This window comes from Kineococcus rhizosphaerae (genome assembly GCF_003002055.1).
In the GTDB taxonomy this organism is placed as follows: domain Bacteria; phylum Actinomycetota; class Actinomycetes; order Actinomycetales; family Kineococcaceae; genus Kineococcus; species Kineococcus rhizosphaerae.
In genome coordinates, this window is sequence record NZ_PVZF01000012.1 from 1 (window position 1) to 26,044 (window position 26,044).

The window sequence follows — 26,044 nt, forward strand, 5'->3', positions numbered from 1 at the left end:
CACGCGTTCTACCTGGACTACAAGAACGTCAAGCCCGACTACGTCAAGGCGTGGTGGAACGTGGTGAACTGGGCCGACGCCCAGGCCCGCTTCGAGCGCGCCCGCACGCAGACCGTCGGGCTCATCGTCCCCTGACCTAGCCGGGGAGCCGGTCGCGGTGGGACGCTCGACCACGTGGACACGTTGACCACCGACCGCGTCGGCGGACTGGCCGTGCGCAGGACCGGGACCGGTGAGCCCGTGCTGATGCTCCACGGGTCCGGCGGGGGACTGCACTCCCTCGCCGGGCTCGCCGCGGAGCTGACCGGGTTCGAGGTGTGGCGCTGCGCCCGCCGCGGCTACCGGCCGAGCCCGGGGTCCTTCGGCCGCAACACGTTCGACAGCGAGGTGCGCGACGTCCGCGCCCTGCTGGAGACCGTGCGCGCCGTCACCGAGTCCGACGTCCACCTCGTCGGCGTCGGCTACGGGGCGAGCCTGGCCCTGCACACGGCGGCGAGCGAACCGGCGGGCATCCGGTCCCTGGCGCTCGTGGAGCCGCCCGTGCTGCTGGCCGGTCCCCACCTCGAGGCCGTCCTGACCCGCTACCGGGGGCTGGTGGCCGACGGCGACTTCCGCGCCGCGCAGGACCTGCTCTCGCGCGAGGTCGACCGCGTGCCCGAACCGCTGCTCGCGGCGCTGAGCACCCTGGCCGACCCCGACCCGGTGCGGGCCCGGGCCGGGGCCGCCGGGTGGGTCCACGACCTCGAGGCCCTGGCCGGTGACGACGCCGACCCGGCGCGCTGGGTGTCGCTGCGCACGCAGCTGCCCGTGCTGCTCGCGCAGGGCGCCCACAGCCGGGAACCGGTGCCCGCGGGGATGGACGCCCTCGCGGCGGCCCTCCCGCACGCCCGGCGGGTCGTGTGGGAGGGCCAGGTGCACGGCGCCACGGGTGCGGCGCCCGCCGTCGTCGCGCGGACGCTGCGCGAGTTCTACTCGGCCTGATCCTTCAGCATCCGCGCCAGGAAGGCGCGGGTGCGTTCCTCGCGCGGGTTGCCGATGACGTCGGCCGGGGCCCCGCGCTCGACGACGACGCCGCCGTCCATGAAGACGACCTGGTCGGCGACGTCGCGCGCGAACGCGACCTCGTGGGTGACGACGACCATCGTCGTGCCGTCGGCGGCGAGTTCGCGCATGACGGCCAGCACCTCGCCCACGAGCTCGGGGTCCAGCGCCGACGTCGGCTCGTCGAACAGCATCAGCTTGGGCTGCATGGCCAGGGCCCGCGCGATGGCCACGCGCTGCTGCTGACCACCGGACAGCTGTGCCGGGTAGTTCTGCGCCCGGTCGGCCAGCCCGACCCGTTCGAGCAGTTCGGTGGCCCGCCGCCGCGCGTCGGCCCTGGAGACCCCGCGCACCTTCACGGGCGCCTCCACGACGTTCTCCAGCGCGCTCATGTGCGGGAACAGGTTGAACCGCTGGAACACCATGCCGATGTCGCGGCGCTGCCGGGCGATCTCCTTGTCGGTCAGCCGGTGCAGCCGGCCGTCGCGCTCGGCCAGACCGACGAGGTCGCCGTCGACCCAGATCCGCCCCGCGTCGATGCGCTCCAGGGAGTTGATGCAGCGCAGGAACGTCGTCTTGCCCGACCCCGAGGGTCCCAGCAGGCACACGACCTGCCCGGCGTGGACGTCCAGGTCGATGCCTTTGAGCACCTCGACGTGCCCGAAGTTCTTGTGGACGTTGCGGGCCTTGACCAGCGGTTCGCTCACTTCGCACCCCCCGGCCCCAGCGAGACCCCGGCCGCGGCGGGACGCTGCTGCGGGGCGTTGCCGCCGTACCCGCGGCTGAACCGCTTCTCCAGGAAGTACTGCCCGACCATCAGCACCGACGTCGCGATGAGGTAGTACGCCACGGCGGCCATGTTGCCCGCCATGACCTCGAACGTCCGGTTCTTGATGTTCGTGACGCGGAAGAACAACTCGGTCTGGACCGGGATGGCGGCCAGCAGCGACGTGTCCTTGAGCATGGCGATGACCTCGTTGCCCGTGGGCGGCACGATGACCCGCATCGCCTGCGGCAGCACGACCCGGCGCATCGCCAGGCCCCTCGACATGCCCAGCGCCTCGGCGGCCTCGTGCTGACCGCGGTCCACGCTGAGCAGCCCCGCGCGGGAGATCTCGGCCATGTACGCGGCCTCGGAGACCCCCAGCCCGACGATGCCGCCGAACACCCCGCCGAACAGGGCGTACAGCGTCGTCTGCGACACCGTGAGCAGCCGCAGGTCGGGCGTGCCGAACCACTGCGCCAGCAGGAAGTCGAAGGGGATCCCGACGGACAGGCCCGTGGCGAACAGCGCGCCCAGGCCGCCGGTGATCGACAGCAGCACGTAGCGCGGGACGGCGCGGAAGAACCACGTGAACGTCCACGCCACCCCGGCCAGGACCTTGTTGTCGCTCAGGCGCAGGATCGCCAGCAGCACCCCGCCGACGATCCCGATGACCATGGCGCACACCGTCGTGAACAGCGTCCCGACGAGGAAACCCCGGATGACGATGGTCTGGTTCATCACCTCGAGGGTGAAGGGCCAGTTGAAGTTCGAGTTGGTCAGGAGCAGGTGCGCCAGCATGAGGACCAGCACCGCGATGACCGCGATGACGACCCAGCGCCACGGGTGGCGCACCTCGACCGCGTCGATGCGGCCGGGGCGCTCCTCCTCCTGCGTGGGCTGCGACGTCACGACGCCGCGGGGTTGACCGGGAACTCGGTCACGGCGCCGCTCTCGCCACCCCACGGCGCCAGTGCGGCCTCGTAGGAACCGTCCTTCGCGATCTCCTCCAGGGCCTTGGACACGGCGTTCGCGGCGTCCGTCTCGGCCTTGGGCAGGACGATCCCGTACGGGGCGGAGTCGTAGACCTTGCCGGACAGCTCCAGCTTGTCGCCGGTCTGCTTCACCGCGTAGGCGGCGATGGGGGAGTCGGCCAGCATGCCCGCCGCGCGGCCCTGGACGACGGCCGCGGTGGCGTCCTCCTGGGAGTCGAAGGACAGCACCTGGATCTCCGGCTCGCCGGCGTCGGTGCAGGCCTTCTGCCGCACGGGCAGGTCGTCGTCGGACTGGGTCGTGCCGGTCTGCACGGAGACGATCTGGCCGCAGGCGTTGTCGGGGTCGATCTTCTTCGGGTTGCCCTTGGCGACGACCCACTGGGTGCCGGCGTTGTAGTACTGGACCATGTTCACCTGCTCCAGGCGGGCGGAGGTGATGGTGAACGAGGAGATCGCCGCGTCGTAGCGGTTGCTGGCCACACCGGTCAGCAGGGAGTCGAAGCTGGCGTTGGAGTACTCGACCTTGACGCCGAGCTTGGCGCCGACGGCGTTCATGAGGTCGATGTCCATGCCCTTGACGGTCGTGCCGTCGAGGAACTCGTTGGGGGCGTACTCGGCGTTGGTGCCGACGCGCAGGGTGCCGGAGCTCTGGACCGACTCAGGCAGCATCGCCTTCAGCGCAGGGTCGGCGGTCGCCGCCGAGCTCGCCTTCGTGGTGGTCGTCGAGGAGCTGGTGGCGTCCCCCGACAGGGTGTTCGAGCCGCAGCCGGCGGCGGTGAGGCCGACGACGGCGACGGCTCCCAGAGCGCCCAGGAACGGACGGCGGGCGGTGGGTCGAGCAGGCACGGGAACCTCCGGGGACGGGAGTGGAGCGTGCACAGTGTGGACCAGGTGGGCCCCGGACCGTGCATCCTGCGCGGTGTCACCCCCGTTCGTAACGCACTCGTCACACGGACGCGCGATCCCGGACCGGTTCCCGGGCGGGGGCGTGCACGACGGGTGTCCGCAACCGGCGGGTCAGGGTGCGCCGCAACCGGGGGCGGTCCTGGCTGCGGCCCGCGTGGTCGACCTGCACGTCGACGGCCCCGTCCGGGCCCAGGACGACGGTCGTGACCCCGTTGTCGAACCACGGCCCGTGCTCGACCCGCCACGCCACGTCGGGTCCGCGGACCCCCGCCAGCAGGGACAGGCCCCGCAGCAGCCCGCGCACGGGCGCGCGGTCCAGGAGGCGGTTGGCGACCTTCATCCCGCGCTCGAGCGGGTTGCGGAAGGGGGACATGACGAGCTGGTGGACCACCGTGCGGGCGGGGTCCACCCCGGGGACGCGGACCTGCGCGGTGTAGCTGCAGTGCACGTCGCCCGACAGCAGCAGCACGCTGGCCGGGGCCCGCGGGATGCGTCCCACCTCCCCGAGCAGGTCGACGAGCTGGCCGAACGAGCGCCCGAACGCGGCCCAGTGCTCCAGGTCGGCGGCCTGGCGCAGCGCCTCGGCCCAGCCGGCGGCGCGGGCGCCGAACCGGCCGTCGGCCACGGCCTCGTCGAACGCCTCGGCGTGGTGGATCCCGTGCAGCAGGAAGGCGGGCAGGGTGGTGGCCAGCAGCAGGTGCCGCGCCCCCGGGGCCAGCGCCCGGGCCCGGACCCACTCCCACTCCGTGGCGTCGGTCATGTACCGCGCCCCCGGCTCCAGGCGCCGCGAGCAGCGCGAGTCGATCGCCACCAGCCGGGCCGCCCCCAGCTCGCGCGTGAAGCTCCAGCGCGCCGTGGACGGGTCGGCGTCGGCGCCCCACGCGAACGCGTCCAGCAGCGCGTCGCGCTCGTCGTCGTCGGCGGTCGCGCGCAGCGTCCGGTACAGCCGGTCCTCGGCCAGCTCGGTCGGCGACAGGTTGCCCAGGTGCTGGTAGACCCAGTAGCTGGCGAAGGCGCCCGTCACCCGGTCGCGCCACCACGGCCGCCGCCGGACCTCCTCGCGCCAGGCCTGCGAGGTGTTCCAGTCGTCGCGCAGGTCGTGGTCGTCGAGCAGCATGCACGTGGGGACGGTCGACATCAGCCAGCGCACCGGGTCCGGGCCCCACGTCTCGTGGTAGAGCCAGGTGTACTCCTCGAAGTCGCCGATCTCGTCGCGCACCTCCGGGGACCCCTCGGGCCGGCCGTCGTTGCGCTCCCGCAGCCGGTCCACGATCCCCGGGTTCGGGTCGTCGGCGTACACCTGGTCACCGACGAACAGCAGCACGTCCGGGGCCTCGGCCCCGTCGAGCACGATGCCGTGCGCCAGGGCCGACAGCGCGTCCACCCCCACCAGCCGCGTCGACTCCTCGCCGTCGTCGCCGGCGCGGCGGCACGACCCGAAGGCCAGCCGCACCGGGTCCCCGGGCGCCGGGGTGCTGATCCGGCTGGCCGGCCAGTCCCACACCGGCGGCCACAGCCGTTCCTCCTGCCCGTCCACCTCCTGGGACACGCCGTAGGGCAACGACTCCCCGGTGGGCAGCCCGTCGACGACGACGAGCGCGAAGTGGTGACCGTGCAGGCTCAGGGTCGGCTCCGACCCGCGCCGGGTCGACCCGTCGGGCAGTTCGACGTCGACGTGGACGTGGCCGGGGGCGGCGACCTCCACCCACACGGTGGCGCTCGTCGCGTCGACGTGGCGCAGGACCGGTCCGAGCAGCGGCAGGGGCACCGGGCCATGCTGGACCATGGTCACCGTGACGGCCACCGTGACCGGGCGCCCACGGCCCGACCGCCTCGTGCGGCGGGTCCAGCCGCTGCCGGGGACGGCACCCGACCCCGGCACGTGGCCCGACACCGTCCCGGCCGTGGCGCAGCTGCTGACGCGCGGTCTCGACCTGCCGGCCGGCGTGACGTTCCTCGTGGGGGAGAACGGGGCGGGCAAGTCCACCCTCGTCGAGGCCGTCGCGCAGGCCGTCGGCGTGCCCGCCGAGGGCGGGCTGCGGCGGCACGCGCCCGGCCGGGACGAGCCGCAGGTCGACGCCTCCGGGCTCGGGGACCGCCTGCAGGTGGTGCGCGGCACGTCCCGGTTCCGGGAGGCGTTCTTCCTGCGCGCCGAGACGATGCACCGGTTCTACTCCTGGCTGCGGGAGGTCGGCTCCGAGGCGCACTCCGGTCTGCACGAGCTGAGTCACGGCGAGTCGTTCCTGGACGTCCTGGGCGCGGGCTGGATGCGGCACGTCGGGCTGCTGCTGCTCGACGAGCCGGAGTCGGCGCTGTCGTTCGGCAACCAGCTCGTCCTGGGGGCGGCCTTCGCGCGGATGGCCGCCGAGGGCCGGCAGGTGCTGTGCGCGACGCACTCGCCGCTGCTGACGGCCCTGCCGGGCGCGCGGATCCTGCAGGTCGACGGGAACGGACTGACCCGGGTGGACGATTGGGAGGACCTCGCGGTCGTCAGGGACTGGCGGTTCTTCCTGGACGCCCCGGACCGCTACTGGCGCCGGGTCCTGGATTGAGCGCCCAGCCGCCGGGGACGACTGGGGGGACCTCCCGGCGCCCGCGCCGGGGGACGAGGGAGGCGATCACCCGCGCCCGCTCCCACGGGCGCTGACCGGCGACGAACGGTCGCTCCTCGCGCTCCCACTCGTTCCAGAACGCCACGGTCTGCGCCGGGTCGCCGTCGACGCCGGAGGCGACGTCGCGCGCCAGGCCGCGCTCGCGGGCCAGGACGTGGTCGGACTGCACCCGCACGACGGCGTCGAGGAGACCGGCGACCTCGCGCCGTCCTGCGCCGACGCCCTCGACGAGCAGCAGGTCCACGCCCGCGGGGACCTCGACGGCCCCGGCCCTGCCGTGCGGGGCCCAGCCCGGCGGCACGTGGGCGACGTCACGGCCCGCGCGCCAGGGCCGGAGGACACCGTCGGCCAGCAGGCCGGCCCAGCCGAAGAACGAGTGGTGCCAGGCGAGGTCGTCGGTGTGGACGACCGCGGCCCGCAGACCGCGCCGCTGCGCCTCCTCGCGCAGCAGCCCGGCCAGCGTCGTCTTGCCCGAGGCGCTGCGGCCGTCCACCGCCACGACCCCGGTCCCGGTCAGGTCGAGGACGTCACCGGGTGCGGCGGGCCGCCACGGGCCCGCCGCCGGTTCGTCCTCGTGCAGCTCCACCAGGGCCGACTCAGGGCCGGGTCACGGCTGGGGGACGCCCAGCCAGTCGTACCAGCCGCTGTGCAGCACCAGCCACGCCAGCAGGCCGTACCCGGCCTGGCCGGGGTGGACGCCGTCGGAGGCGGCGAGGTCGGCGTACCAGTCCTCGTGCTCCAGCAGCGGGGAGAAGGTGTCGACGTAGGCGATCCGGCGGCGCGCGCAGACGTCCGCGAACGCGTCGGCGAGGTCGCCGATGCGGTCGTTGCGCTCGGCGTCCGAGACGGGCGTGGGACCCACGACGAGGGTCGGCAGGCCGCGGGCCTCGCACTCGTCGAGGACGTTGGCCAGGTTCAGGCGGCTGCGCGCCAGGGTCGTGCCCGCGTCGAGGTCGGCGTGGCCGAGGCCCACGACGAGGCGGTGCTCGTCGCCGCCGACGAACCGGCGGGAGGTCTCCTCGCGCCAGCGGTTGTTCAGCTCCGTCGTCGTCTCACCCGGGACCCCGAGGGGGAAGAACGTGACGTCGCGGTCCTCGCGGGGCGTGCGGGCCGAGACCCGGCCCACCCAGCCCAGGGCGCGGGGGTCGCCGACACCCGTCACGAACTCGTCGCCGATCAGGCACACCCGCACGTCGTAGCGGCCGTTCACTGCTGGTCCTCGCTCACGCGGGTGGTGCTCCTCTGGAGAAGGGGGGAGATGCTCGGGGCGAGGATAGTCGCTCGCACCGCGGGCCCACGTCGTCGTCCCGCCGGGCGGGTGGGCCGGGAACGACGAAACCCCGCCACCCGCGAGGGTGACGGGGCTCGCCCGGTGGACGACTTCCTCAGCGGGTGAACGCCTCGTCCACGATCTGGCGCTGCTCGGCCTGGTGACGCTTGGCCGAGCCGGCGGCGGGGGAAGCGGACGCGGGGCGCGAGACGAGGCGCAGCTTGGCCGCCAGCGACGGGAACAGGCCCATCGCGACGTGCCACCAGCCGCCCTGGTTCGACGGCTCCTCCTGCACCCACACGACCTCGGCGCCCGGGTACTTCGACAGCTCGGCCAGGACCTGCTGCACGGGCAGCGGGGCGAGCTGCTCGAGGCGGACGACGGCCGTCGTCGTGTCCTTGCGCGCGGCCCGCTCGGCGGCGAGGTCCCAGTAGACCTTGCCCGAGCACAGCAGCACGCGGTCGACCTTCGCGGGGTCGAGACCGCCCTGGTCGCCGATGACCTCCTGGAAGGTCCCCGTCGTGAAGTCCTCCACGTCCGACTGCGCGGCCTTCAGGCGCAGCATCGACTTCGGGGTGAAGACGATGAGCGGGCGGCGCGGGCGGGCGTACGCCTGGCGGCGCAGCAGGTGGAAGTGGCTCGCGGGCGTCGAGGGCACCGCGACCGTCATGTTGTCCTCGGCGCACAGCTGCAGGAACCGCTCGATGCGGCCCGAGGAGTGGTCCGGTCCCTGGCCCTCGTAGCCGTGCGGCAGCAGCAGGACGACCGAGGAGTGCTGACCCCACTTCTGCTGGCCGGCGGCGATGAACTCGTCGATGACGGTCTGCGCCCCGTTGAAGAAGTCGCCGAACTGCGCCTCCCACAGCACCAGCGCGTCGGGCCGTTCCACGGAGTACCCGTACTCGAACCCCATGGCCGCGTACTCGGACAGCAGGGAGTCGTAGATCCAGAACTTGGCCTGCTCGGCGCCCTCGCGGCCCAGGTACAGCAGCGGGGTCCACTCGTCGCCGGTGACCCGGTCGGTCAGGACCGCGTGCCGCGACACGAACGTCCCGCGACGGGAGTCCTGGCCGGACAACCGGACCGGCACGCCCTCCATGAGCAGCGACCCGAAGGCCAGCAGCTCGCCCCAGCCCCAGTCGATGCCGCCCTCGGTCGACATCTGCTCGCGCTTGTCGAGCAGCTGCCGCAGCTTGGGGTGGACGGTGAAGCCCGCCGGCGGGTTCGCCTGGACCTGCCCGATGTGCTTGAGCACCGCGGCGTCGACGGCCGTGGAACGCGCCGAGCGGGGGGCCTGCTCGTCGGCCTCCTGCGCGGACGGCTTCTCCAGCCCGCCGCGGGAGTCGCCGTCGCCGGAACCACCTGCCTTGGAGCCCTTGGTCTCGGCGAAGGCGCGCTCGAGCTGGGCCGAGTAGTCGCGCAGCGCCTCCTCGGCCTCCTCCACGGAGATGTCCCCGCGGCCGATGAGGCCCTCGGTGTAGCTCTTGCGCACCGAGCGCTTCTTCTCGATGAGGTTGTACATGAGCGGCTGCGTCATCGACGGGTCGTCGCCCTCGTTGTGGCCGCGACGGCGGTAGCAGACCATGTCGATGACGACGTCCTTGTCGAACTCCTGACGGAACTCGAAGGCGAGCTGCGCCACGCGGACGCACGCCTCGGGGTCGTCGCCGTTCACGTGGAAGATCGGCGCCTGGATCATGCGGCCGACGTCGGTGCAGTAGAACGACGAGCGCGACGACGCCGGGGCCGTGGTGAACCCGACCTGGTTGTTGATGACGACGTGGACGGTGCCGCCCGTGCGGTACCCGCGCAGCTGCGACAGGTTCAGCGTCTCGGCCACCACGCCCTGGCCGGCGAAGGCCGCGTCGCCGTGGATGAGGACCGGCAGCACCGGGAACGAGGCGCCCCCGAGGTTGATGCGGTCCTGCTTGGCGCGCGCCACGCCCTCCAGCACGGGGTCGACGGCCTCGAGGTGGGAGGGGTTCGCGGCGACGTAGACCTTGGTCTGCTCGCCGTCCTCGCCCGTGAAGGTGCCCTCGGTGCCCAGGTGGTACTTCACGTCGCCCGAGCCCTGGACGGTGCGCGGGTCCTGCATGCCCTCGAACTCGCGGAACACCTGCGAGTAGCTCTTGCCCGCGATGTTCGTCAGGACGTTCAGGCGCCCGCGGTGGGCCATGCCGAGGCAGACCTCGTCCATGCCCGCGCTCGCCGCGCGCGACAGCAGCCCGTCGAGCAGGGCGATGACGGACTCCCCGCCCTCGAGGCTGAACCGCTTCTGCCCCACGTACTTCGTCTGCAGGAACGTCTCGAACGCCTCGGCCGCGTTGAGCCGGCGCAGGATCCGCAGCTGCTCGGCCGCGGTCGGCTTGGCGTACGGGCGCTCGACGCGGTCCTGGATCCACTTGCGCTGCTCGGGTTCCTGGATGTGCATGTACTCGATGCCGACGGTGCGGCAGTACGAGTCGCGCAGGACGCCGAGGATGTCGCGCAGCTTCATGTGCGCCTTGCCGCCGAAACCCCCGGTCGGGAACTCGCGGTCGAGGTCCCACAGCGTCAGGCCGTGCGTCTCGATCTCGAGGTCGGGGTGCATCCGCTGCCGGTACTCCAGCGGGTCGGTGTCGGCCATGAGGTGCCCGCGCACGCGGAACGCGTGGATGAGCTCGACGAGGCGGGCCGTCTTGTTGAGCTGGTCGTCGTGGCTGATCGAGATGTCCGGCGTCCAGCGGATCGGCTGGTACGGGATGTGCAGCGCCTGGAAGACGCGGTCGTAGAACCCGTCCTCGCCCAGCAGCTTGCTGTGCACGATGCGCAGGAACTCACCGGACCCCGCGCCCTGGATGATGCGGTGGTCGTAGGTCGAGGTGAGCGTGATGACCTTGCTGACCGCCAGCCGGGTCAGCGTCTCCTCGCTGGCGCCCTGGTACTCCGCCGGGTACTCCATCGCGCCGACGCCGATGATCGCGCCCTGGCCCTTGACCAGGCGCGGGACCGAGTGGACGGTCCCGATCGTGCCGGGGTTGGTCAAGCTGATCGTCGTGCCGGCGAAGTCGTCGGCCGTGAGCTTGCCGCCGCGGGCCCGGCGCACGACGTCCTCGTAGGCGCTCCAGAACTCCGCGAAGTTCTTGGTCTCGCACTCCTTGACCGCCGGGACCATGAGCTGGCGGGTGCCGTCGGGCTTGGGCAGGTCGATGGCGATGCCCAGGTTCACGTGCGCCGGCTGCAGGACGGCGGGCTTGCCCTTGGCGTCGGTCGTGTACGCCGCGTTCATCGACGGCATCGCCGCCAGCGCCTCGACGAGCGCGAAGCCGATGAGGTGGGTGAAGGAGACCTTGCCGCCGCGGGCGCGCTTGAGGTGGTTGTTGATGACGATGCGGTTGTCGACCAGCAGCTTGGCCGGGACCGCGCGCACGCTCGTGGCCGTGGGGACCTCGAGGGACTCCTCCATGTTCGTCACCACGCGGGCGGCGGGACCGCGCAGGGGGGAGACGAGGTCCTGCGCCGCGGGGGCCGGCTGCGCGGGCGCCCCGGCAGCGGGCTTCTCGGCGGGCTTCTCGGCGGCCTTCTCCACGGGCTTCACGGGGGACTTCTCGGCGGGGGCGGCGGATCGCGCCGCCGGGGCCGGGGCCGGGGCCGGGGTCGGAGCGGGGGCCGGCGGGGCCGTGCGGGGCTTGGCGGTCGCCGGCGCCCCGGCGGGAGCCGCGCCGTTGGCGGACCCGTTGGCGGACCCGTTGCCCGAGCCGTTGCTCGAACCGTTGCCGCCCGTGCTCTGGGTCGTCCCGGCCGGGCTGTCGGCCGGGGAGTAGTCCTCGAAGAAGTCCCACCACGCCTTGTCGACGGAATCCTTGTCGGTCTTGTACTGCTCGTACAGCTCGTCGACGAGCCACTCGTTCGGGCCGAAGGTGGCGGCGATCTTGTCCTCGTGGTGCGAGGGCTGCTGAGGCACGGCGGTGTCGCCTTCTTCCTCGTTCGTTTGTTCCGACTGCGGGCGCCCGTCCACCCTATCCCGGTGTGGTATGCGCCCGCCCGCCGCCCTGGGAACGGGACTACCCGCGCCCCTGCGCGTGCGCGGCCGCGTCCGTCACGGCGTTCGTCACGGTGGGTGCCTCGCCCGTGACCCTCGGCAGGTGGACGTCGATGCGGCAGCCACCCTCCTCCGGCGTCGGCGCCACCCGGATCGTCCCCCCGTGCAGCTGCACGGCCCAGCGCGCGATGGCCAGCCCGAGCCCGGTGCCGCCGTCGGTGCGCGCGCTGCCGCGCTGGAAGCGCTCGAAGACGCGCTCGCGGTCGGCGTCGGCGATGCCCGGGCCCTGGTCCTGCACGGTGATCCGCACGACCTGGCCCACGGCCTGCGCCGAGACGAAGACCTTCCCGCCGGGCGGGGAGTGCCGCGAGGCGTTGTCCAGCAGGTTCGCCACCACCTGGTGCAGCCGGGCGGAGTCCACGACCACGTCCAGGTCGCGCGGCTCGACGTCGAGGACGTACTCCACGTCGCGGCCCGTCATCGACATCGCCCGCACGGCCTGCCCCAGGAACGGCTCCAGCGCCAGCAGCTCGCGGTCCAGCTCCACGGCCCCGGCGTCCAGCCGCGACAGGTCCAGCAGCTGCTCCACCAGCCGGCCCAGCCGCTCGGTCTGGGCCAGGGCCGTGTTCAGCGTCTCCTGGTCCGGTTCGGTCACCCCGTCGACCAGGTTCTCCATCACGGCGTGCAGCGCCGAGACCGGCGTGCGCAGCTCGTGGCTGACGTTCGCGACCAGCTCGCGCCGCTCCCGGTCCACGGCCTCGAGGTCCTCGGCCATCCGGTTGAACGCGTCGGCGAGCTCACCGACCTCGTCGCTGGACGTCGAGCGCACCCGCCGGGAGTAGTCGCCCGTGGCCATCGCGCGCGCCGCGGCCGTCATCTCCCGCAGCGGCGACGTCATGCCCCGCGCCAGCAGCTGGGTGAACACCAGGGTGACCACGATCGAGGCCGGCAGCGTGTAGCGCGGACCGATGTGGATCTCGGCCAGCCGCAGCCCCGCCCACACCAGCAGCGAGGCCATCGTCACCGAGGCGGCCACGAGCAGCGCGAGCTTGGTCTTGATCGAGTGCACCGGGTCCAGCGGGCGCACGTCCGGCCACGGCCGGCGCGTGGCCGTCCTGGCCGCCGTCCGGGTCGCGGTCCCGGTCGCCCGCAGCCGGGCGTCGTGCGCCGCCCCGCTGATCGGGATGGGGCCCGTCAGGCCCGAGCCGGCGGGTTCGGACGGGTGGCCGGAGCTCACGGGGCCTCCTGGCCGCCGGTCGGCTCGAACGCGTACCCCACCCCGTGCACGGTGCGGACCAGGTCCGGGCCCAGCTTGCGCCGCAGGGCCTTCACGTGGCTGTCGACCGTCCGGGTGCCGGAGGCGTCCACCCAGTCCCAGACCTCCTCGAGCAGCTTCTCGCGGGTCAGGACCGTGCGCGGGGACTGCGCCAGGCACACCAGCAGGTCGAACTCCGTGGGCGTCAGGTGCTTCTCGTCCCCGGCCCGGCGGACCCGGCGCTGGGCGCGGTCGATCTCCAGCTCACCGCCCTCGACGGCGAAGACCATGGCCTCCGACGCCGACGCGGGCGAGCCCACCAGCGCCCGCGCGCGCTCGACGCGGCGCACGAGGCCGTTGACCCGCGCCACCAGCTCGCGCATCGAGAACGGCTTGGTCATGTAGTCGTCCGCGCCCACGCCCAGGCCCACGAGCTTGTCCGTCTCGTCGTCGCGCGCGGTGAGCATGAGCACCGGCACCGGGCGCGAGGCCTGCACCCGCCGGCACACCTCCAGGCCGTCGAACCCCGGGAGCATGACGTCGAGCACCACGACGTCGGGGGAGACCCGCTCGCACAGCTCCACCCCGCTGGGGCCGTCGCCGGCGGTCTCGACCGTGTAGCCCTCGGCCCGCAGCCGGCGGGCGACGGCGTCGGCGATCGTGGGTTCGTCCTCGACGACCACGGCCGTGCGCGGCGGCTGACCGTTCTGCTGCGCGCCACCCTGGGGCGCCGACGTGGCTCCGATGCTCATGGCGACCAGCGTAGGCCGGTCCCGGCCCCGTGAACCCGGACGCGAGCTGGACGGCGGCTGCGTGCACGAGCCCTGCACACGCTCTCCGCGAGGACCGTGCGCGGGCCGCGGCTCAGGGCAGCGCGCGGTGCGCCGATGGACCCCGGTGCCGCTCGTCCGACGGCGCTCGCGCGACGCACACCGGGAGACGACGTGCCGCGGTTCCTCCTCGACCTGCGGGTCAGCACCAAGATCGCCGCCAGCTTCGCCGTCCTGTGCGTGCTGCTGCTCACCGCCGCGGGCGTCGGCCTCGTCCAGCTCGCCGGGGCGCAGGAGCGCCTGCAGACGGTGAGCACCGAGTACGTCACCGGTCAGCAGACGCTCGGGCAGGTGCGCACGCAGTACCAGCGCGCCACCAAGGACCTGTTCGCCACCGCGCTCGCCCCGTCGCCGAAGGCGCAGGCCACCTTCGGGGAGACCCTCGCGGACGTCCGCTCGACGTGGAAGGAGTTCCGCGACCGGGCCACCGTCGTGCCGACCGCCCAGCTCGACGCCGTCGACGCGGCCCTGGACGAGTACACGGCCGGGACCTCCGTCCTCATGGACCTGGCCGTCAGCGGCCAGGCCCAGAAGATGATGGACACCCGCAACGACGAGAGCGTCCCCGTCTCGGCCGGCGGCATCGGGCAGTCGACGACGAACGACGAGCTGCAGCGCGTCCAGGACACCTTCACCGCCGCGGCCGCCCGCGACGCCGCCGAGGGCGCCGCCGCCTACCGCAGCGCCCGCCTCCTCGTCGGGGCCGTGGCCGCGGGCGCCCTGGTGCTCGCCGTCGGCATGGGCCTGGTCATCACCCGGTCCATCTCCCGGCCGCTGGACCGCACCCGCCGCGTCGCCGAGGCGCTGGCCGCGGGCCGCCTGGACGAGCGCGTCGAGGTCGTCGGCCGCGACGAGGTCGGGCTCACCGCGATCGCCCTCAACACCGCCCTGGACCAGGTCGCCGAGACCGTCCGCTCCATCGGCCGCAGCGCGGAGGGTCTGCAGCAGGCCTCCGGCGCGCTCACCGACGTCTCGCAGCGGCTGTCCTCCGGGGCCGCCGAGTCCTCCGCCCAGGCGGACGTCGTCCTGCTCGCCTCCAGCGACATCGCGGCCAACGTCGGCACCGTCGCCGCCGCCGGGGACGAGATGAGCGCGGCCATCCGCGACATCGCGGCCTCCACCGCCGACGCCTCCTCGGTGGCCTCGGCCGCCGTGGCCTCCGCGCAGGAGGCCGGCGCCACCCTCGAGCGCCTGTCGGTGTCCTCCCGCGAGATCGGCGACGTGGTCAAGCTCATCACCTCCATCGCCGAGCAGACCAACCTGCTCGCGCTGAACGCGACCATCGAAGCCGCCCGGGCCGGGGAGATGGGCAAGGGCTTCGCCGTCGTGGCCGGGGAGGTCAAGGAACTGGCCCAGCAGACCGCTCGCGCGACCGAGGAGATCGTCGGGCGCGTGGCCGCCACCCAGGCCGACGCCGCCTCGGCCGCCGCCGCCATCGGCGAGATCACCGAGGTCATCGGCCGCATCGACGGCCTGCAGGCCACCATCGCCGCCGCCGTGGAGGAGCAGTCCGCCACGACCAGCGAGATGGTCCGCAACGTCTCGGAGGTCTCGAACGGCTCGCAGGAGATCACGAACAACATCTCGGGCATCGCCGCGGCCGCCGCCCGCACGACGTCGGACGCGGGGGCCACCCAGGCCGCCGCCGACGAGGTCTCCGGCGCCGCCCGCGACCTGCGCGCCGCGGTGGGCTCCTTCCGGCTCTGAGCCCGGGCCCGCCGCCTACCCTGGTGGCGTGCGCTTCCTCGACGGCCAGCAGCCCCGGCACGACCTGACCTACAACGACGTGTTCCTCGCGCCGTCGCGGTCGGACGTCACCTCCCGCCTCGACGTGGACCTGTCCACCGGCGACGGCACGGGGACCACGATCCCCGTCGTCGTGGCCAACATGACGGCGGTCTCGGGCCGGCGGATGGCCGAGACCGTCGCCCGCCGCGGCGGCATGGCCGTCCTGCCGCAGGACCTGCCCCTCGACGTCGTCGCGGAGGTCGTCTCCTGGGTCAAGGACCGCCACCCCGTCTTCGAGACGCCCGTCGTGCTGGACGAGCACGCCACCGTCGCCGAGGCGCTGGCCCTCATCCCCAAGCGCTCCCACGGCGCGGCCGTCGTCCTGGACGGCGGCCGGCACGTCCTCGGCGTCGTCACCCCCGCCGACTGCGCCGACGTCGACCGCTTCACGCAGGTCGGGGCGGTCATGAGCCGGCGGCCGGTGTCCCTGGACGCCGCCACCGTCGAGTCCGACCTCGAGGCCGCCTTCGGCGTGCTGCACGACTCCCGCCGCCGGTTCGCCCCCGTCGTGCGCGACGACGGCGACGGGCCGGTCCTCGTCGGGGCCCTCACGCGCACGGGGGCGCTGCGCTCCACCGTCTACACCCCGGCCCTCGACGCGCGCGGCCGGCTGCGCGTCGCCGCCGCCGTCGGCATCAACGGCGACGTGGCCGCCACCGCGAAGGCGTTGCTGGACACCGGGATCGACACCCTCGTCGTCGACACCGCGCACGGGCACCAGGAGAAGATGCTCGACGCGCTGCGCGCCGTGCGCTCCGTGGACCCGCAGGTGCCCGTCGTGGCCGGCAACGTCGTGACGGCCGCCGGCGTGCGCGACCTCGTCGCTGCCGGCGCGGACGTCGTCAAGGTCGGCGTCGGGCCCGGGGCCATGTGCACCACGCGGATGATGACCGGCGTCGGGCGCCCGCAGTTCTCCGCCGTCCTGGAGTGCGCCGCGGCCGCGCGCGAGCTCGGCGCCCACGTCTGGGCCGACGGCGGTGTCCGCCACCCGCGCGACGTCGCCCTCGCCCTGGCCGCCGGCGCCTCGCAGGTCATGGTCGGGTCCTGGTTCGCCGGCACCCACGAGAGCCCCGGCGACCTCGCCGTCGACGCCGGCGGGCGCGAGTACAAGGAGAGCTTCGGGATGGCCTCGGCCCGCGCCGTCGCCGCCCGCACCCGCGCCGACTCCCCGTTCCAGCGCGCCCGCAAGGGCCTGTTCGAGGAGGGCATCTCCTCCTCGCGCATGCACCTGGACCCCGCCCGCCCGGGCGTGGAGGACCTGCTCGACCAGATCACCTCCGGCGTCCGGTCCTCCTTCACCTACGTCGGGGCCCGCACCGTGCCCGAGTACGCCGAGCGCGCCGTCGTGGGCCTGCAGTCCTCCGCCGGGTACGACGAAGGACGCCCGCTGCCCGCGGGCTGGTGAGCGCGTGAGCGAGCAGGCCCCGGCGCCCGGCCCGGGCGGACGGTCCGACCGGTGATCCTGGAGGGCGTCCGGCGGGCGAACGGCGAACCCGTCGACGTCGTCACCACCGGGACCGGCCCCGGTCTGGTCCTCGTCCACGGCACCCGTGCCGCCGCCGACTACACCAGGCTCGCCGAGCGACTGGGCGCCCGGTTCACCGTGCACCGCTACGACCGCGAGCACACCGGCCGCGACGGCGCCCGCTACGCCGTCGCCGACGACGTCGCCCTGCTCGGAGCCGTCCTGACCCGCACCGGTGCCCGCCTCGTCCTGGGCCACGGCCTCGGCGGGCTCGTCGCCCTGCTGGCCACCGCCGGCCTGCTCGACCGCTGCGTCGAGCGCGTCGCCGTCTACGACGCCGTCCTGCCCATCGACGGGTCCGTGCCCGAGGAGGCCCTCGAGCAGGCCGCGCGGGCGCTGGCGACCGGCTCGCCCGAGCTGGCCCTGGCCCACCTCGACCGGCACCTGCGGACCTCCTCGCTGCAGGCGGTGGGACGCTCCGAACGCGTGCAGCGCCTGGTCGGCGGCCTGCTGGCCCGCACCGAGTGGGGCCGGTCCACCGCCGCCCGGCTGCCGCAGGTGCTCGCCGAGACCCGGGCCGGGCTGCAGTTCGACGGCCCCGCCGACAGCTACGCCGACCTGCCCGCCCGGGCCCTGCTGCTGACCGGGGAACGGTCGCCCGCGTTCTTCGGCGAGGCCGCCCTGGCGATGGCCGCCGCCGTCCCGAGCGCGACCGCGCTCGTCGCCGGCGGCTGCGGGCACGACTCCCTGCTGCGGGCCGCGCGCCGCTGCGTGACGCCGCTGGAGACGTTCCTGGCGGGGGACACCCTGTTCTGAGGGCCCGCGCGGTCGCGGTGCCGGAATCCGGGCACCCACTACGATCGTCGGTGTCATGAGCTCAAGTTCCAGGGCCGAGACCGGCCCCCCCAGCAGCGACCCTCCCAGTACCAGCCCCGTGACCGGCCCCCTGACCCGTCCCTCAGGAGTCCCCGCGTGCTGACCGAATGGCTCCTCCTGCTCGTCGGGATCGTCCTGACCCTGGGCACCGCGGTGTTCGTCGCCGCCGAGTTCGCGTTCGTCACCCTCGACCGGTTCACCGTCGAGAAGGCCGTCGAGGACGGTGACCGCCGGGCCGCCGGGGTGCTGCCCGCGCTGCGGACGCTGTCGACCCAGCTGTCGGGCGCCCAGGTCGGGATCACCCTGACGACGCTGCTCGTCGGCTACCTCACCGAACCGTCCCTCGCCTCGCTGCTGCACGGCCCGCTGAGCGCGCTGGGGCTCGGCGACGGCCTCGCGGACACCGTCGCCGGCGTCGTCAGCGTCGTCGTCGCGGCCGCGTTCTCGATGGTCGTGGGGGAGCTGATCCCCAAGAACCTCGCCCTGTCGGTGCCGCTGCGCACCGCCGGGGTCGTCGCCCCGCTGCAGCGCGGGTTCACCTGGTTCACCGGGCCCCTCATCACGGTCCTGAACGGCAGCGCGAACTGGTTCCTGCGGCGCATCGGCGTCGAACCCCAGGAGGAGCTGTCCGGGGCCCGTTCGGCGCGCGAGCTGGCCGCGCTCGTGCGGCGCTCGGCCGACCTGGGGACCCTCGACGAGGGCACCGCGAACCTCATCAGCCGCTCGCTGCTGTTCGGAGACCAGACCGCCGCCGACGTCATGACCCCGCGCGTGCGGATGGAGGTCGTGCGGCTGGAGGAGACCGCCGCCGACGTCGTCGCGCGCGCCCGCACCACGGGCCACTCCCGGTTCCCCGTGACCGGGGACGACGACGACGACGTGCGCGGCGTCGTGCACGTCAAGGCCGCCGTCGCGGTCCCGCCCGAGCGCCGGCACGACGTGCCCGCCGCGGCCCTGATGTCCACCGCCCGCCGCGTGCCGGACTCCCTGACCCTCGAACCGCTGCTGGTGCAACTGCGGCAGAAAGGGTTGCAGCTCGCCGTGGTCGTCGACGAGTACGGCGGCACGGCCGGCGTGGTGACGCTGGAGGACCTCGTCGAGGAGATCGTCGGGGACGTCTCCGACGAGCACGACCGCGACCGCGGCGGCCTGCGCCAGCACCGCGACTCCTCCTGGACCGTCCCCGGCCTGGCCCGGCCCGACGAGGTCCGCGACGCCTGCGGGGTCGACGTCCCCGACGACCCCGCCTACGAGACCGTCGGCGGGTTCGTCATGGCCCGCCTCGGCCGCATCCCCGCCGTCGGCGACGAGGTGGAGATCGACGGCGCGGTCCTGCGCGTGGCGCGCATGGAGGGCCGCCGGGTCGAACGGCTGCGGCTGCGCCCCCGGCCCGTCACCGTGTCCGAAGCCGTCTCGGGGGCCGTCTCCGGGGCCGTCGCGAGCGCGGGAGGTGCCCGGTGAGCAACCAGGCCTCGCTGCTCCTGGCGGTGTTCCTGATCCTGGGCAACGCCTTCTTCGTCGGCGCCGAGTTCGCCGTGCTGTCGGCCCGGCGCAGCCAGATCGAGCCGCTGGCCGAGTCCAGCGCCCGGGCGCGCTCGGCGCTGACCGCCATGGAGCACGTCTCGCTCATGCTGGCGGCCTGCCAGCTGGGGGTGACCCTGTGCTCCCTGGGGCTGGGCGCCGTGGCCGAGCCGGCCATCGCGCACCTGCTGGAACCGCTGTTCCACGCCGTGCACCTGCCCGAGGTGCTGATCCACCCCGTCGCCCTCGTCATCGCGCTGTCGATCGTCACGTACCTGCACGTCGTCGTCGGCGAGATGATCCCCAAGAACCTCTCGATCGCCGGCCCCGACCGCGCGGTGCTGCTCCTGGCCCCGCCGCTGGTCGCGATCGGGCGGGTCATCGGGCCCGTCATCCGCGCCCTGAACGCCCTGACGAACGCCGCCCTGCGGGCGCTGGGCGTCGAGCCCAAGGACGAGGTCTCCAGCGCGTTCACCGTCGAGGAGGTGCAGTCGATCGTCGCCGAGTCCCGCCGGGAGGGCACGCTCGACGACTCCGGCGGGCTGGTGACGGGGGCGCTGGAGTTCTCCGACCGCACGGTCGGCGACATCGCCGTGCCGCTGGCCGAGCTGCGCACCCTGCCCGCCGGTTCGACCCCCGCCGACGTGGAGGCCCTCGTGGCCCGCACGGGGTTCAGCCGCTTCCCCGTCGTCGACGCCGCCGGCGACCTGGAGGGCTACCTGCACCTGAAGGACATCCTGTACGCGGACGACGACCGGTACGCCGAACCGGTGCCGGAGAAGCGGGTCCGGGCCCTGGGGACCCTCGGGGCGGGCGAGGAGGTCGAGGACGCCCTCGCCGCGATGCGCCGCACGGGCGCGCACCTGGCCCGCGTCGTCGACGCGGCCGGTGAGGTCACGGGCGTGGTGTTCCTCGAGGACGTCCTGGAGGAGCTCGTCGGCGAGGTCAGCGACGCCATGCAGCGCGCCCGCGGCTGACCCGCTCTGCAGTCAGTCGCGGGTCAGCCGCAGGGTCGGCCGCAGGGTCAGCCGCGGGTCAGCGCCGGGCCAGGTGGCGGCCGCTGGGCGTGTCGGCGGCCGAGTACTCCATGGCGTAGGCGGCGTAGATGCGCGGTTCGTCGTCGGGGCCGAGCTCCTCGTCGGTCCCGAACGACGGCGAGGCCTTGACGGTCTCCTTGGGGAAGGCCACCCGGATGTCGTGGCGGCCGACGGCGGCGCCGTCCAGGGGCACGAGCACGACCTTCTTGAACCCCACGACGCCGGTCTCGACGGCCGCGAACAGCCACTCGTCGGTGGCGGCGTCGACGTAGACGGAGCTGAGGGTGCCGATCTTCGCGTCGCTGACGTCGAGGACGGCCGCGCCCTTCCACTGGTTCAGGTCCTGCACGAGGATCGTCATGGCGATCACTGTGGCGCACCTTCACAGGACTCGCTCGCCGGGTGGCCGGAACCCCCGGACCCGGGTGACACCATGGGACGCGGCATGAGCGAGCAGACACCCCAGCGGACCACCCTGACCATCAACTGGCTGCAGATCGCGGGCGGAGCGGGCGCGGCCGTCACGTCGGCCGTGCTGCTGGCCGGGCTGAAGAGCTTCGGCGCGTACGGCACCCTCGTCGGCGCGGCCCTCGGCAGCGTCATCGCCTCCACGGCGGCGGCGATCTACGGCTTCACCCTGAACCGGAGCCGGGAGCACCTCGCCGAGGTCGCCCGTCGCGCCCGCGACCGGCGCACGGGTCCGGTGCCCCCGGCGCAGGACGAGCACCCCGACCGCACCGAGCCGCCCGTCGTCGACGAGGCCGGTGCGCCCGGCCCCGGCCCGGCGCCGACCCCGGGACCGCCGCGGCGCAAGCGGTTCCGCGCCCGGCACGCCGTGCTCCTCGGCGTCGTCGCGTTCGTCCTGAGCGTGGGCGGGATCTTCGTCTTCGAGTCCGTCAGCGGCAAGAGCGTCGCGGCCGAGCGCCAGGGCGACACCGCGACCACGAGCAGCACCATCCTCGGCACCACGGTGACGTCGACCCCGTCGACGCCCACCCCCACCCCGACGGGCACCCCGACGGACACCGCCACCGAGACCGCCACGAGCACGGCGACGGATTCCCCGACGGGTACGGCGACGGGCACCGCGACCGAGGACCCCACGAGCACGGCCACCGCCACGGGCGAGCGCACGGGCACGGCGACGTCCTCGCCGGAGGCGACCGCCACCGCGACCGGCACCCCCACGGACCGGGCGACGAGCACCGCCACCGCGCAGCGGGACGAGGCCGCCGTCAGCGCCCCGACCGCGAGCGCGGCCGCGCTGGCCGGGGCGACGGCGACCGCCGCGCCCTGACGGCCCCCTCCCGCCGGAGGCGCATCTCGCGCCCGCGATCCCCGCCGTGACGGGCGCGAGGTGTGCCTGCGGCCGGGCCGACCGGCGGCCCCGCGCGGCCGGCGCCGGGGTGGTGCCTGGTACTCATGACCAGGCGCGCCCACGGCGGGCGCCGGCGACGAAGGGGAGCCGTAGTGCACTCGTGGGTGGATCGACTGGCGGTGGAGCGGCTCACGGCCGTGGTTGACATCGGGGCGAACCCGATCGACGGTGACCCCCCGTACAAGGACATGCTCACCGCGGGCCTGTGCACGGTCACGGGATTCGAACCGCAGGCCGAGGCCCTCACCGCCCTGCTCGAGGCCGCGGGACCGAACGAGCGGTACCTGCCGCACGCCGTCGGCGACGGCGGCGAGCACGAGCTCAAGGTCACCTGGATGAACGGGATGACCAGCCTCTTCGAGCCGGACGTGCGGCGGCTGTCCGCGCTGAACGAGTTCGCGCGCTACGGGGAGGTCCTGCGCCGCGGCACCGTCGCCACGAAGCGCCTGGACGACCTCGACGACCTCGGGCCCCTGGACCTGCTGAAGATCGACGTCCAGGGCTCGGAGCTGACGATCTTCCAGAACGGGCGGCGGACCCTGGCCGGGGCCGTCGCCGTGCACACCGAGGTCTCCTTCGTCCCGCTGTACGAGGGCCAGCCGCTGTTCGGCGAGGTCGACGCCGAGCTGCGCGCCCAGGGGTTCCTGCCGCACACCTTCGCGGCGATCAAGAAGTGGCCCATCGCCCCGGGCGTGCTGGACGGGAACATCTTCGAGCACCACCAGCAGGTCATCGAGGCCGACGTGGCCTACGTCAAGGACTTCGGGCGGCTGGAGGTGCTGGAGGCCGAGCAGGTCAAGCACCTGGCCCTGCTGGCCCACTTCGTCTACGGCTCCACCGACCTCGTCGTGCGCTGCCTGGTGCAGCTGGTCTCCGACGGGGTCGTGGACGAGCAGGTCGTCGCCGACTACGGCGCGGCGATCGGCCGCTCGCTGACGACGAACGGCGTGCGCAGCGACCGCTGAAGGCGGACGTGGCGTCGGTGGTCGTAGCGGCCCCAGGCCCGCTGCAGGTCGACCCCGTCCAGGGGGTCGGCCCGCACGGCGGGGTCGGCCGGCACGGCCACGTCGGCGGCGCCGGCGGACCGGGCCACGTCCCGGGTCCGCCGCACGAGCAGGTCGTCGCCGACCCGCACCGGCGCGACGTCGGTCAGCTCGGCGAGCGTGGCCCCGGTCAGGACCACGGGCCGGTCCAGGTCGACGCGGAAGCGGCAGCGGCCCAGCACGTCCGCCGGCGGGGTCCCGCGGTGCACGCGCGGGTCCGCGAGCTCGTCGCAGGCGTCCCCCGAGCGCAGCCAGACCCCGCCGTCGGTGCCCGCCAGCAGGCTCGCGACGCAGGCCACGACGTCGGCCACCTCGGCCCCGGTGTCGTCGAGGGTCACGACGACGTCGGGGAAGGCCCAGACCAGCCCGGCGCCGCGGGTCGCGGGACCGGGGACGAACCGGGCCAGCGCCAGCCCCTCGGCGTTGCGGGAGCGGCGGGCGTCCGCGTCGTCGGTGCGGCCGGCGAAGTCGGGCCCGTCGTGCCAGGCGACCGCGTCGGGGGCGTGGGCGAAGTCCGCCCCCCGCAGCCAGCACCGGTGGGCGAACTCCCAGTCCTCCCCGCCGTACTGCGTGAACGACTCCTCGAAGCCGCCCACCGCGTCGAACAGCTCGCGGGTGACGCTGAGGACCGCGGAGATGACGAAGCGGTACGCGTCGTCACCGGCGTCGCGCAGGTCGCCGGTGCGCTCGTACGCCTCGCGCAGCCAGGCCGGGTCCTCGAAGAGCTCCGGGGCGGGCCCCTGCCCGCGCCACCACGCCGCGAGGGCGCCGGGGGTGGCCGCGGACAGGTCGGCGTGGCGACGGCGGCCGACGACGAGGTCGGCTCCCGCGCGCACCGCCCGCAGCACGGCCGCGACGTACCCCGGTTCGGGGACGGTGTCGGCGTCCAGGAAGCACAGGACCTCGCCGGTGGCGTGCGCGGCCCCGAGGTTGCGGGCGGCGGCTGCGCGGAACCCGGCGTCCTCCTGGGCGACCACGCGCACCGGGAACGGCCGCGGCCCCGGGGCCGGCGGGGTGCGCGAGCCGTCGTCGGCCACGACGACGTCCAGCAGGTGCAGGGGGTGGTCCTGCAGCGCGAGCGCGCCCAGCACGAGCTCGAGGTCGTGCGGGGCCTCGTAGTGGGGGACCACGACCGACACCCTCACCGCTGCCTCCGGGGTCGCCGCCACGTCCGCCCCGCTCACGGGGTGGGCACCCGGGCGCCGTCGCGCACGTCGATCAGCACGTGCCGGCCGGCGGCCCGCAGGACCGCGCGCAGCCGGGCGGTGGTCTGCGCGACCGTCGGGCCCGGCGGCCCGGCGGCCGCCCCGGCCCAGGTCGAGGCCGGGTCCGCCCAGGCCCGCGCCAGGGCCGTGCGCAAGTCGTCGTAGACCGTCACGCACCCCGGGGAGCGTTCCAGCAGTTCCTCGGCGTAGTCGCTGCGCGGGACCAGGGGACGGCGGCCGGCGCCGATCCAGGTGCTGATGGAGCCGGACGCCGACAGGTGCTCGTGCGGGGCGACCGGCAGCACGGCCGAGCGCAGCCGCGCCGGCAGCTCGGCCGACGGCACGAAACCCGTGATCCGGCAGGAGCGCCCCGCCGCCGCCGCGCGGATGACGAGCTCGTCGACGAGGTCCTCGTGACCGTCCGAGGGGCGGCCCAGCGCGAGCAGGCCCACCCCGGCGGGGAGCGCGTCGAGGGCCTCCACGACCTGCAGGTGCCCCTTGCCGGGGTACAGGTACCCGAGCACGGCCACCGCGGTCGGCGTCGTGCCGGGGGCGGCGGCGGGCGAGGGGGCCACGTGCGGCACCGGCAGCGGGACGACGGTGCACGGCCGCTCGACGCCGCAGGCGGCCAGGAGACGTTCCTCGTGGCGGCTGGCGACGACCACGTGGGCCGCGACCCGCGCCATGCGCCCGTAGGCGGCGGCGCGCCGGGGGTGGTTGACGGCCCCGTCGCTGGCCTGGGGCAGGTCGTGCAGCGTGAGCACGAGGGGCCGCTGCCGGGCCAGGCCCTCGACGAGCGCGGCGGCGTCCTCGGGGCTCGGGCCCAGCAGCCGGTCGGTCACGTGCAGCGAGACGACCCCGGCCGGGACGTCGCGCAGGGCGGCGGTGAGGTCGGTGAGGTCGGGCGGGCCCTCGCGGCGGACCAGGTGCACCGGTCCGCGGCCGTCGGTCCGCAGCACGTCCCACTGGGCCAGCGCCTCGGCGGTGACGCCGTGGGTGGCGGGGCCGAGCACCAGGCAGACGACGGCCGCCTCGGGGACCCTCACGCGGCCAGCGCCTCGTACGCCGCGGCGTGCCGCACCAGCCCGGCCTCGGCGACCCCTGGGTGCTCGCCGTACCAGCGCAGGTGCTCGGCGCGCACGACGTCCTGCGGCACGCGCTCGCCGTGCACGAGCCAGTCCTGCGCGCCGGGCCCGCTGGTGGAACCGGCGGCGGGGGCCAGCCCCAGGGCGTCCAGCACCTGCGGGGCCACGGGGGTGTGGATGCTGTCCAGCAGCGTCCGGCCCGGGTCGGGGACGTCGGCCTCGACGCCCAGCGCGCCCAGGACCCGCCCGGCCAGACCCCGCAGGACGTCGTTGCCCGGGTGGTTGACCGTGTGGGTGGCCGCCGCCCCGGCGGCCAGGAGCAGGTCGGTGACGGGCAGCGACCCGTGCGCCTCGTGCCGGCGCGCCAGCTCCCCGACGGACAGCTCCCGCACGGCCCGGACGGCCGCGGGGGCCGGGACCTCCGGCAGCGGCGGTCGTCCCGCGGCCTGCGCCAGCACGCGCAGGTCGTGGTACGGCACGACGGGCGGTTCCCCCGCGGCGGGGGAGCGGACGATGACCTGGAAGGGGTGCAGCGCGGCCCAGCGGACGACGGGCACCACCACGAGCCGCGGACGGCGCGCGCCCGCGGCGACGACCTCGGCGGTCCCCACGGGCAGGTCCCGGTAGCCGTCCCGGACCGGCTGCGAGACGACCACGTCGACCTGCTCGAGCAGGGCGTGCAGGTGCGGCAGGTCGTCGGCGGTCAGCTCGTGCACCGGCGGCACCCGGACCGTGCGCACGGGGGAGGCGGGGAAGTCGAGCAGCACGCGCACGGACTCGGCCTGGCAGTTGCCGTGGACCAGCACCAGCGGCCGGTCGTCCCGGGTGACCGGCGCGAGGCCGTAGAAGTGCGCGTAGTGTCGTCGGCGTCCGGTCACAGCCGCAGCGTAGGGGCTGTTCGGAGCCCGTACGGACGGGTGGAGTGCGCGGTGGCGGCCACTTCGTGCTTTCCT

23 protein-coding genes are annotated in these 26,044 nt (G+C 74.5%); 10 read left to right on the forward strand and 13 right to left on the reverse strand.

Annotated features, from left to right (window positions below; all coding sequences use genetic code 11):
- A partial coding sequence (locus tag CLV37_RS20460; protein ID WP_342762293.1) for a Fe-Mn family superoxide dismutase occupies positions 1–135 on the forward strand: 135 nt, incomplete at its 5' end.
- Positions 136–174: 39 nt separating this feature from the next.
- A complete protein-coding gene (locus CLV37_RS20465; protein WP_106213938.1) occupies positions 175–981 on the forward strand; it encodes an alpha/beta fold hydrolase in 807 nt (268 codons plus the stop codon).
- On the opposite strand, the gene CLV37_RS20470 is transcribed toward CLV37_RS20465, so the two are convergent.
- The 4 genes from CLV37_RS20470 to CLV37_RS20485 all read right to left on the reverse strand — a co-directional run bounded on the left by CLV37_RS20470 (position 969) and on the right by CLV37_RS20485 (position 5,473).
- Positions 969–1,748: an amino acid ABC transporter ATP-binding protein gene (locus CLV37_RS20470; RefSeq protein ID WP_106213939.1), complete on the reverse strand. Its 780-nt coding sequence runs from the start codon at positions 1,746–1,748 to the stop codon at positions 969–971. The genes CLV37_RS20465 and CLV37_RS20470 overlap by 13 nt on opposite strands.
- Positions 1,745–2,716: an amino acid ABC transporter permease gene (locus tag CLV37_RS20475; RefSeq protein WP_106213941.1), complete on the reverse strand. Its 972-nt coding sequence runs from the start codon at positions 2,714–2,716 to the stop codon at positions 1,745–1,747. The genes CLV37_RS20470 and CLV37_RS20475 overlap by 4 nt, the downstream gene beginning before the upstream one ends.
- Positions 2,713–3,645 (reverse strand): ABC transporter substrate-binding protein, encoded by a 933-nt coding sequence (locus CLV37_RS20480; RefSeq protein WP_245885510.1) that lies wholly within the window; start codon positions 3,643–3,645, stop codon positions 2,713–2,715. Before CLV37_RS20480 ends, CLV37_RS20475 begins: the two co-directional genes overlap by 4 nt.
- Positions 3,646–3,745: 100 nt before the next feature.
- Positions 3,746–5,473 (reverse strand): DUF7800 domain-containing protein, encoded by a 1,728-nt coding sequence (locus CLV37_RS20485; RefSeq protein WP_211298821.1) that lies wholly within the window; start codon positions 5,471–5,473, stop codon positions 3,746–3,748.
- 25 nt (positions 5,474–5,498) lie between these two features.
- Here CLV37_RS20485 and CLV37_RS20490 point away from each other — a divergent pair, with 25 nt between their 5' ends.
- A complete protein-coding gene (locus CLV37_RS20490; protein WP_245885511.1) occupies positions 5,499–6,257 on the forward strand; it encodes an AAA family ATPase in 759 nt (252 codons plus the stop codon).
- Here the strand turns inward: CLV37_RS20490 and CLV37_RS20495 are convergent.
- From CLV37_RS20495 to CLV37_RS20515, 5 genes are all read right to left on the reverse strand, one after another.
- A complete protein-coding gene (locus tag CLV37_RS20495; protein WP_211298822.1) occupies positions 6,196–6,903 on the reverse strand; it encodes a uridine kinase family protein in 708 nt (235 codons plus the stop codon). The two genes, CLV37_RS20490 and CLV37_RS20495, sit on opposite strands and share 62 nt — an antisense overlap.
- A 21-nt stretch (positions 6,904–6,924) precedes the next feature.
- The gene (locus CLV37_RS20500; protein ID WP_106213945.1) at positions 6,925–7,527 is read right to left on the reverse strand and encodes a GDSL-type esterase/lipase family protein; all 603 of its coding nucleotides are present in this window, start codon (positions 7,525–7,527) and stop codon (positions 6,925–6,927) included.
- A 175-nt stretch (positions 7,528–7,702) separates the two neighbouring features.
- Entirely contained in the window at positions 7,703–11,530 is a 3,828-nt protein-coding gene (locus CLV37_RS20505; protein WP_106213947.1) for a multifunctional oxoglutarate decarboxylase/oxoglutarate dehydrogenase thiamine pyrophosphate-binding subunit/dihydrolipoyllysine-residue succinyltransferase subunit, read from the reverse strand.
- Positions 11,531–11,630: 100 nt separating this feature from the next.
- Positions 11,631–12,695 (reverse strand): sensor histidine kinase, encoded by a 1,065-nt coding sequence (locus CLV37_RS20510; protein WP_342762294.1) that lies wholly within the window; start codon positions 12,693–12,695, stop codon positions 11,631–11,633.
- Between the two features lie 146 nt (positions 12,696–12,841).
- Positions 12,842–13,615, reverse strand: coding sequence for a response regulator transcription factor (locus CLV37_RS20515; protein ID WP_106213949.1), 774 nt, complete (start codon positions 13,613–13,615; stop codon positions 12,842–12,844).
- Between the two features lie 192 nt (positions 13,616–13,807).
- On the opposite strand from CLV37_RS20515, the gene CLV37_RS20520 reads away from it, so the two are divergent.
- The 5 genes from CLV37_RS20520 to CLV37_RS20540 all read left to right on the forward strand — a co-directional run bounded on the left by CLV37_RS20520 (position 13,808) and on the right by CLV37_RS20540 (position 20,320).
- Positions 13,808–15,400, forward strand: a complete 1,593-nt coding sequence (locus tag CLV37_RS20520) for a methyl-accepting chemotaxis protein (protein WP_106213951.1) — start codon at positions 13,808–13,810, stop codon at positions 15,398–15,400.
- Positions 15,401–15,428: 28 nt separating this feature from the next.
- Positions 15,429–16,886 carry a GuaB1 family IMP dehydrogenase-related protein gene (locus tag CLV37_RS20525; protein WP_106213953.1) on the forward strand — a complete coding sequence of 486 codons (1,458 nt, stop codon included), beginning with the start codon at positions 15,429–15,431 and terminating at the stop codon, positions 16,884–16,886.
- 51 nt (positions 16,887–16,937) lie between these two features.
- Positions 16,938–17,762: an alpha/beta fold hydrolase gene (locus CLV37_RS20530; protein WP_106213955.1), complete on the forward strand. Its 825-nt coding sequence runs from the start codon at positions 16,938–16,940 to the stop codon at positions 17,760–17,762.
- Between the two features lie 156 nt (positions 17,763–17,918).
- The gene (locus CLV37_RS20535) at positions 17,919–19,283 is read left to right on the forward strand and encodes a hemolysin family protein (protein WP_106213957.1); all 1,365 of its coding nucleotides are present in this window, start codon (positions 17,919–17,921) and stop codon (positions 19,281–19,283) included.
- Positions 19,280–20,320 (forward strand): hemolysin family protein, encoded by a 1,041-nt coding sequence (locus CLV37_RS20540; RefSeq protein ID WP_106213959.1) that lies wholly within the window; start codon positions 19,280–19,282, stop codon positions 20,318–20,320. Before CLV37_RS20535 ends, CLV37_RS20540 begins: the two co-directional genes overlap by 4 nt.
- A 58-nt stretch (positions 20,321–20,378) precedes the next feature.
- Here the strand turns inward: CLV37_RS20540 and CLV37_RS20545 are convergent, their stop codons facing one another.
- A complete protein-coding gene (locus CLV37_RS20545; protein WP_106214206.1) occupies positions 20,379–20,741 on the reverse strand; it encodes a PRC-barrel domain-containing protein in 363 nt (120 codons plus the stop codon).
- Between the two features lie 84 nt (positions 20,742–20,825).
- Between CLV37_RS20545 and CLV37_RS27130 the strand changes: the two genes are divergently transcribed.
- Together CLV37_RS27130 and CLV37_RS20555 are read left to right on the forward strand one after the other, a co-directional pair.
- A complete protein-coding gene (locus CLV37_RS27130; RefSeq protein WP_146149519.1) occupies positions 20,826–21,677 on the forward strand; it encodes a hypothetical protein in 852 nt (283 codons plus the stop codon).
- Between the two features lie 185 nt (positions 21,678–21,862).
- Positions 21,863–22,723, forward strand: a complete 861-nt coding sequence (locus tag CLV37_RS20555; RefSeq protein ID WP_245885513.1) for an FkbM family methyltransferase — start codon at positions 21,863–21,865, stop codon at positions 22,721–22,723.
- On the opposite strand, the gene CLV37_RS27775 is transcribed toward CLV37_RS20555, so the two are convergent.
- From CLV37_RS27775 to CLV37_RS20565, 3 genes are read right to left on the reverse strand one after another with little or no spacing between them, the layout of a single operon-like run.
- The gene (locus CLV37_RS27775; protein ID WP_170127400.1) at positions 22,666–23,931 is read right to left on the reverse strand and encodes a glycosyltransferase family 2 protein; all 1,266 of its coding nucleotides are present in this window, start codon (positions 23,929–23,931) and stop codon (positions 22,666–22,668) included. The two genes, CLV37_RS20555 and CLV37_RS27775, sit on opposite strands and share 58 nt — an antisense overlap.
- Positions 23,932–23,981: 50 nt before the next feature.
- Entirely contained in the window at positions 23,982–25,052 is a 1,071-nt protein-coding gene (locus tag CLV37_RS27780) for a glycosyltransferase family protein (RefSeq protein WP_170127401.1), read from the reverse strand.
- The gene (locus CLV37_RS20565) at positions 25,049–25,969 is read right to left on the reverse strand and encodes a WcbI family polysaccharide biosynthesis putative acetyltransferase (RefSeq protein ID WP_106213965.1); all 921 of its coding nucleotides are present in this window, start codon (positions 25,967–25,969) and stop codon (positions 25,049–25,051) included. The genes CLV37_RS27780 and CLV37_RS20565 overlap by 4 nt, the downstream gene beginning before the upstream one ends.
- Between the last annotated feature and the right edge of the window lie 75 nt (positions 25,970–26,044).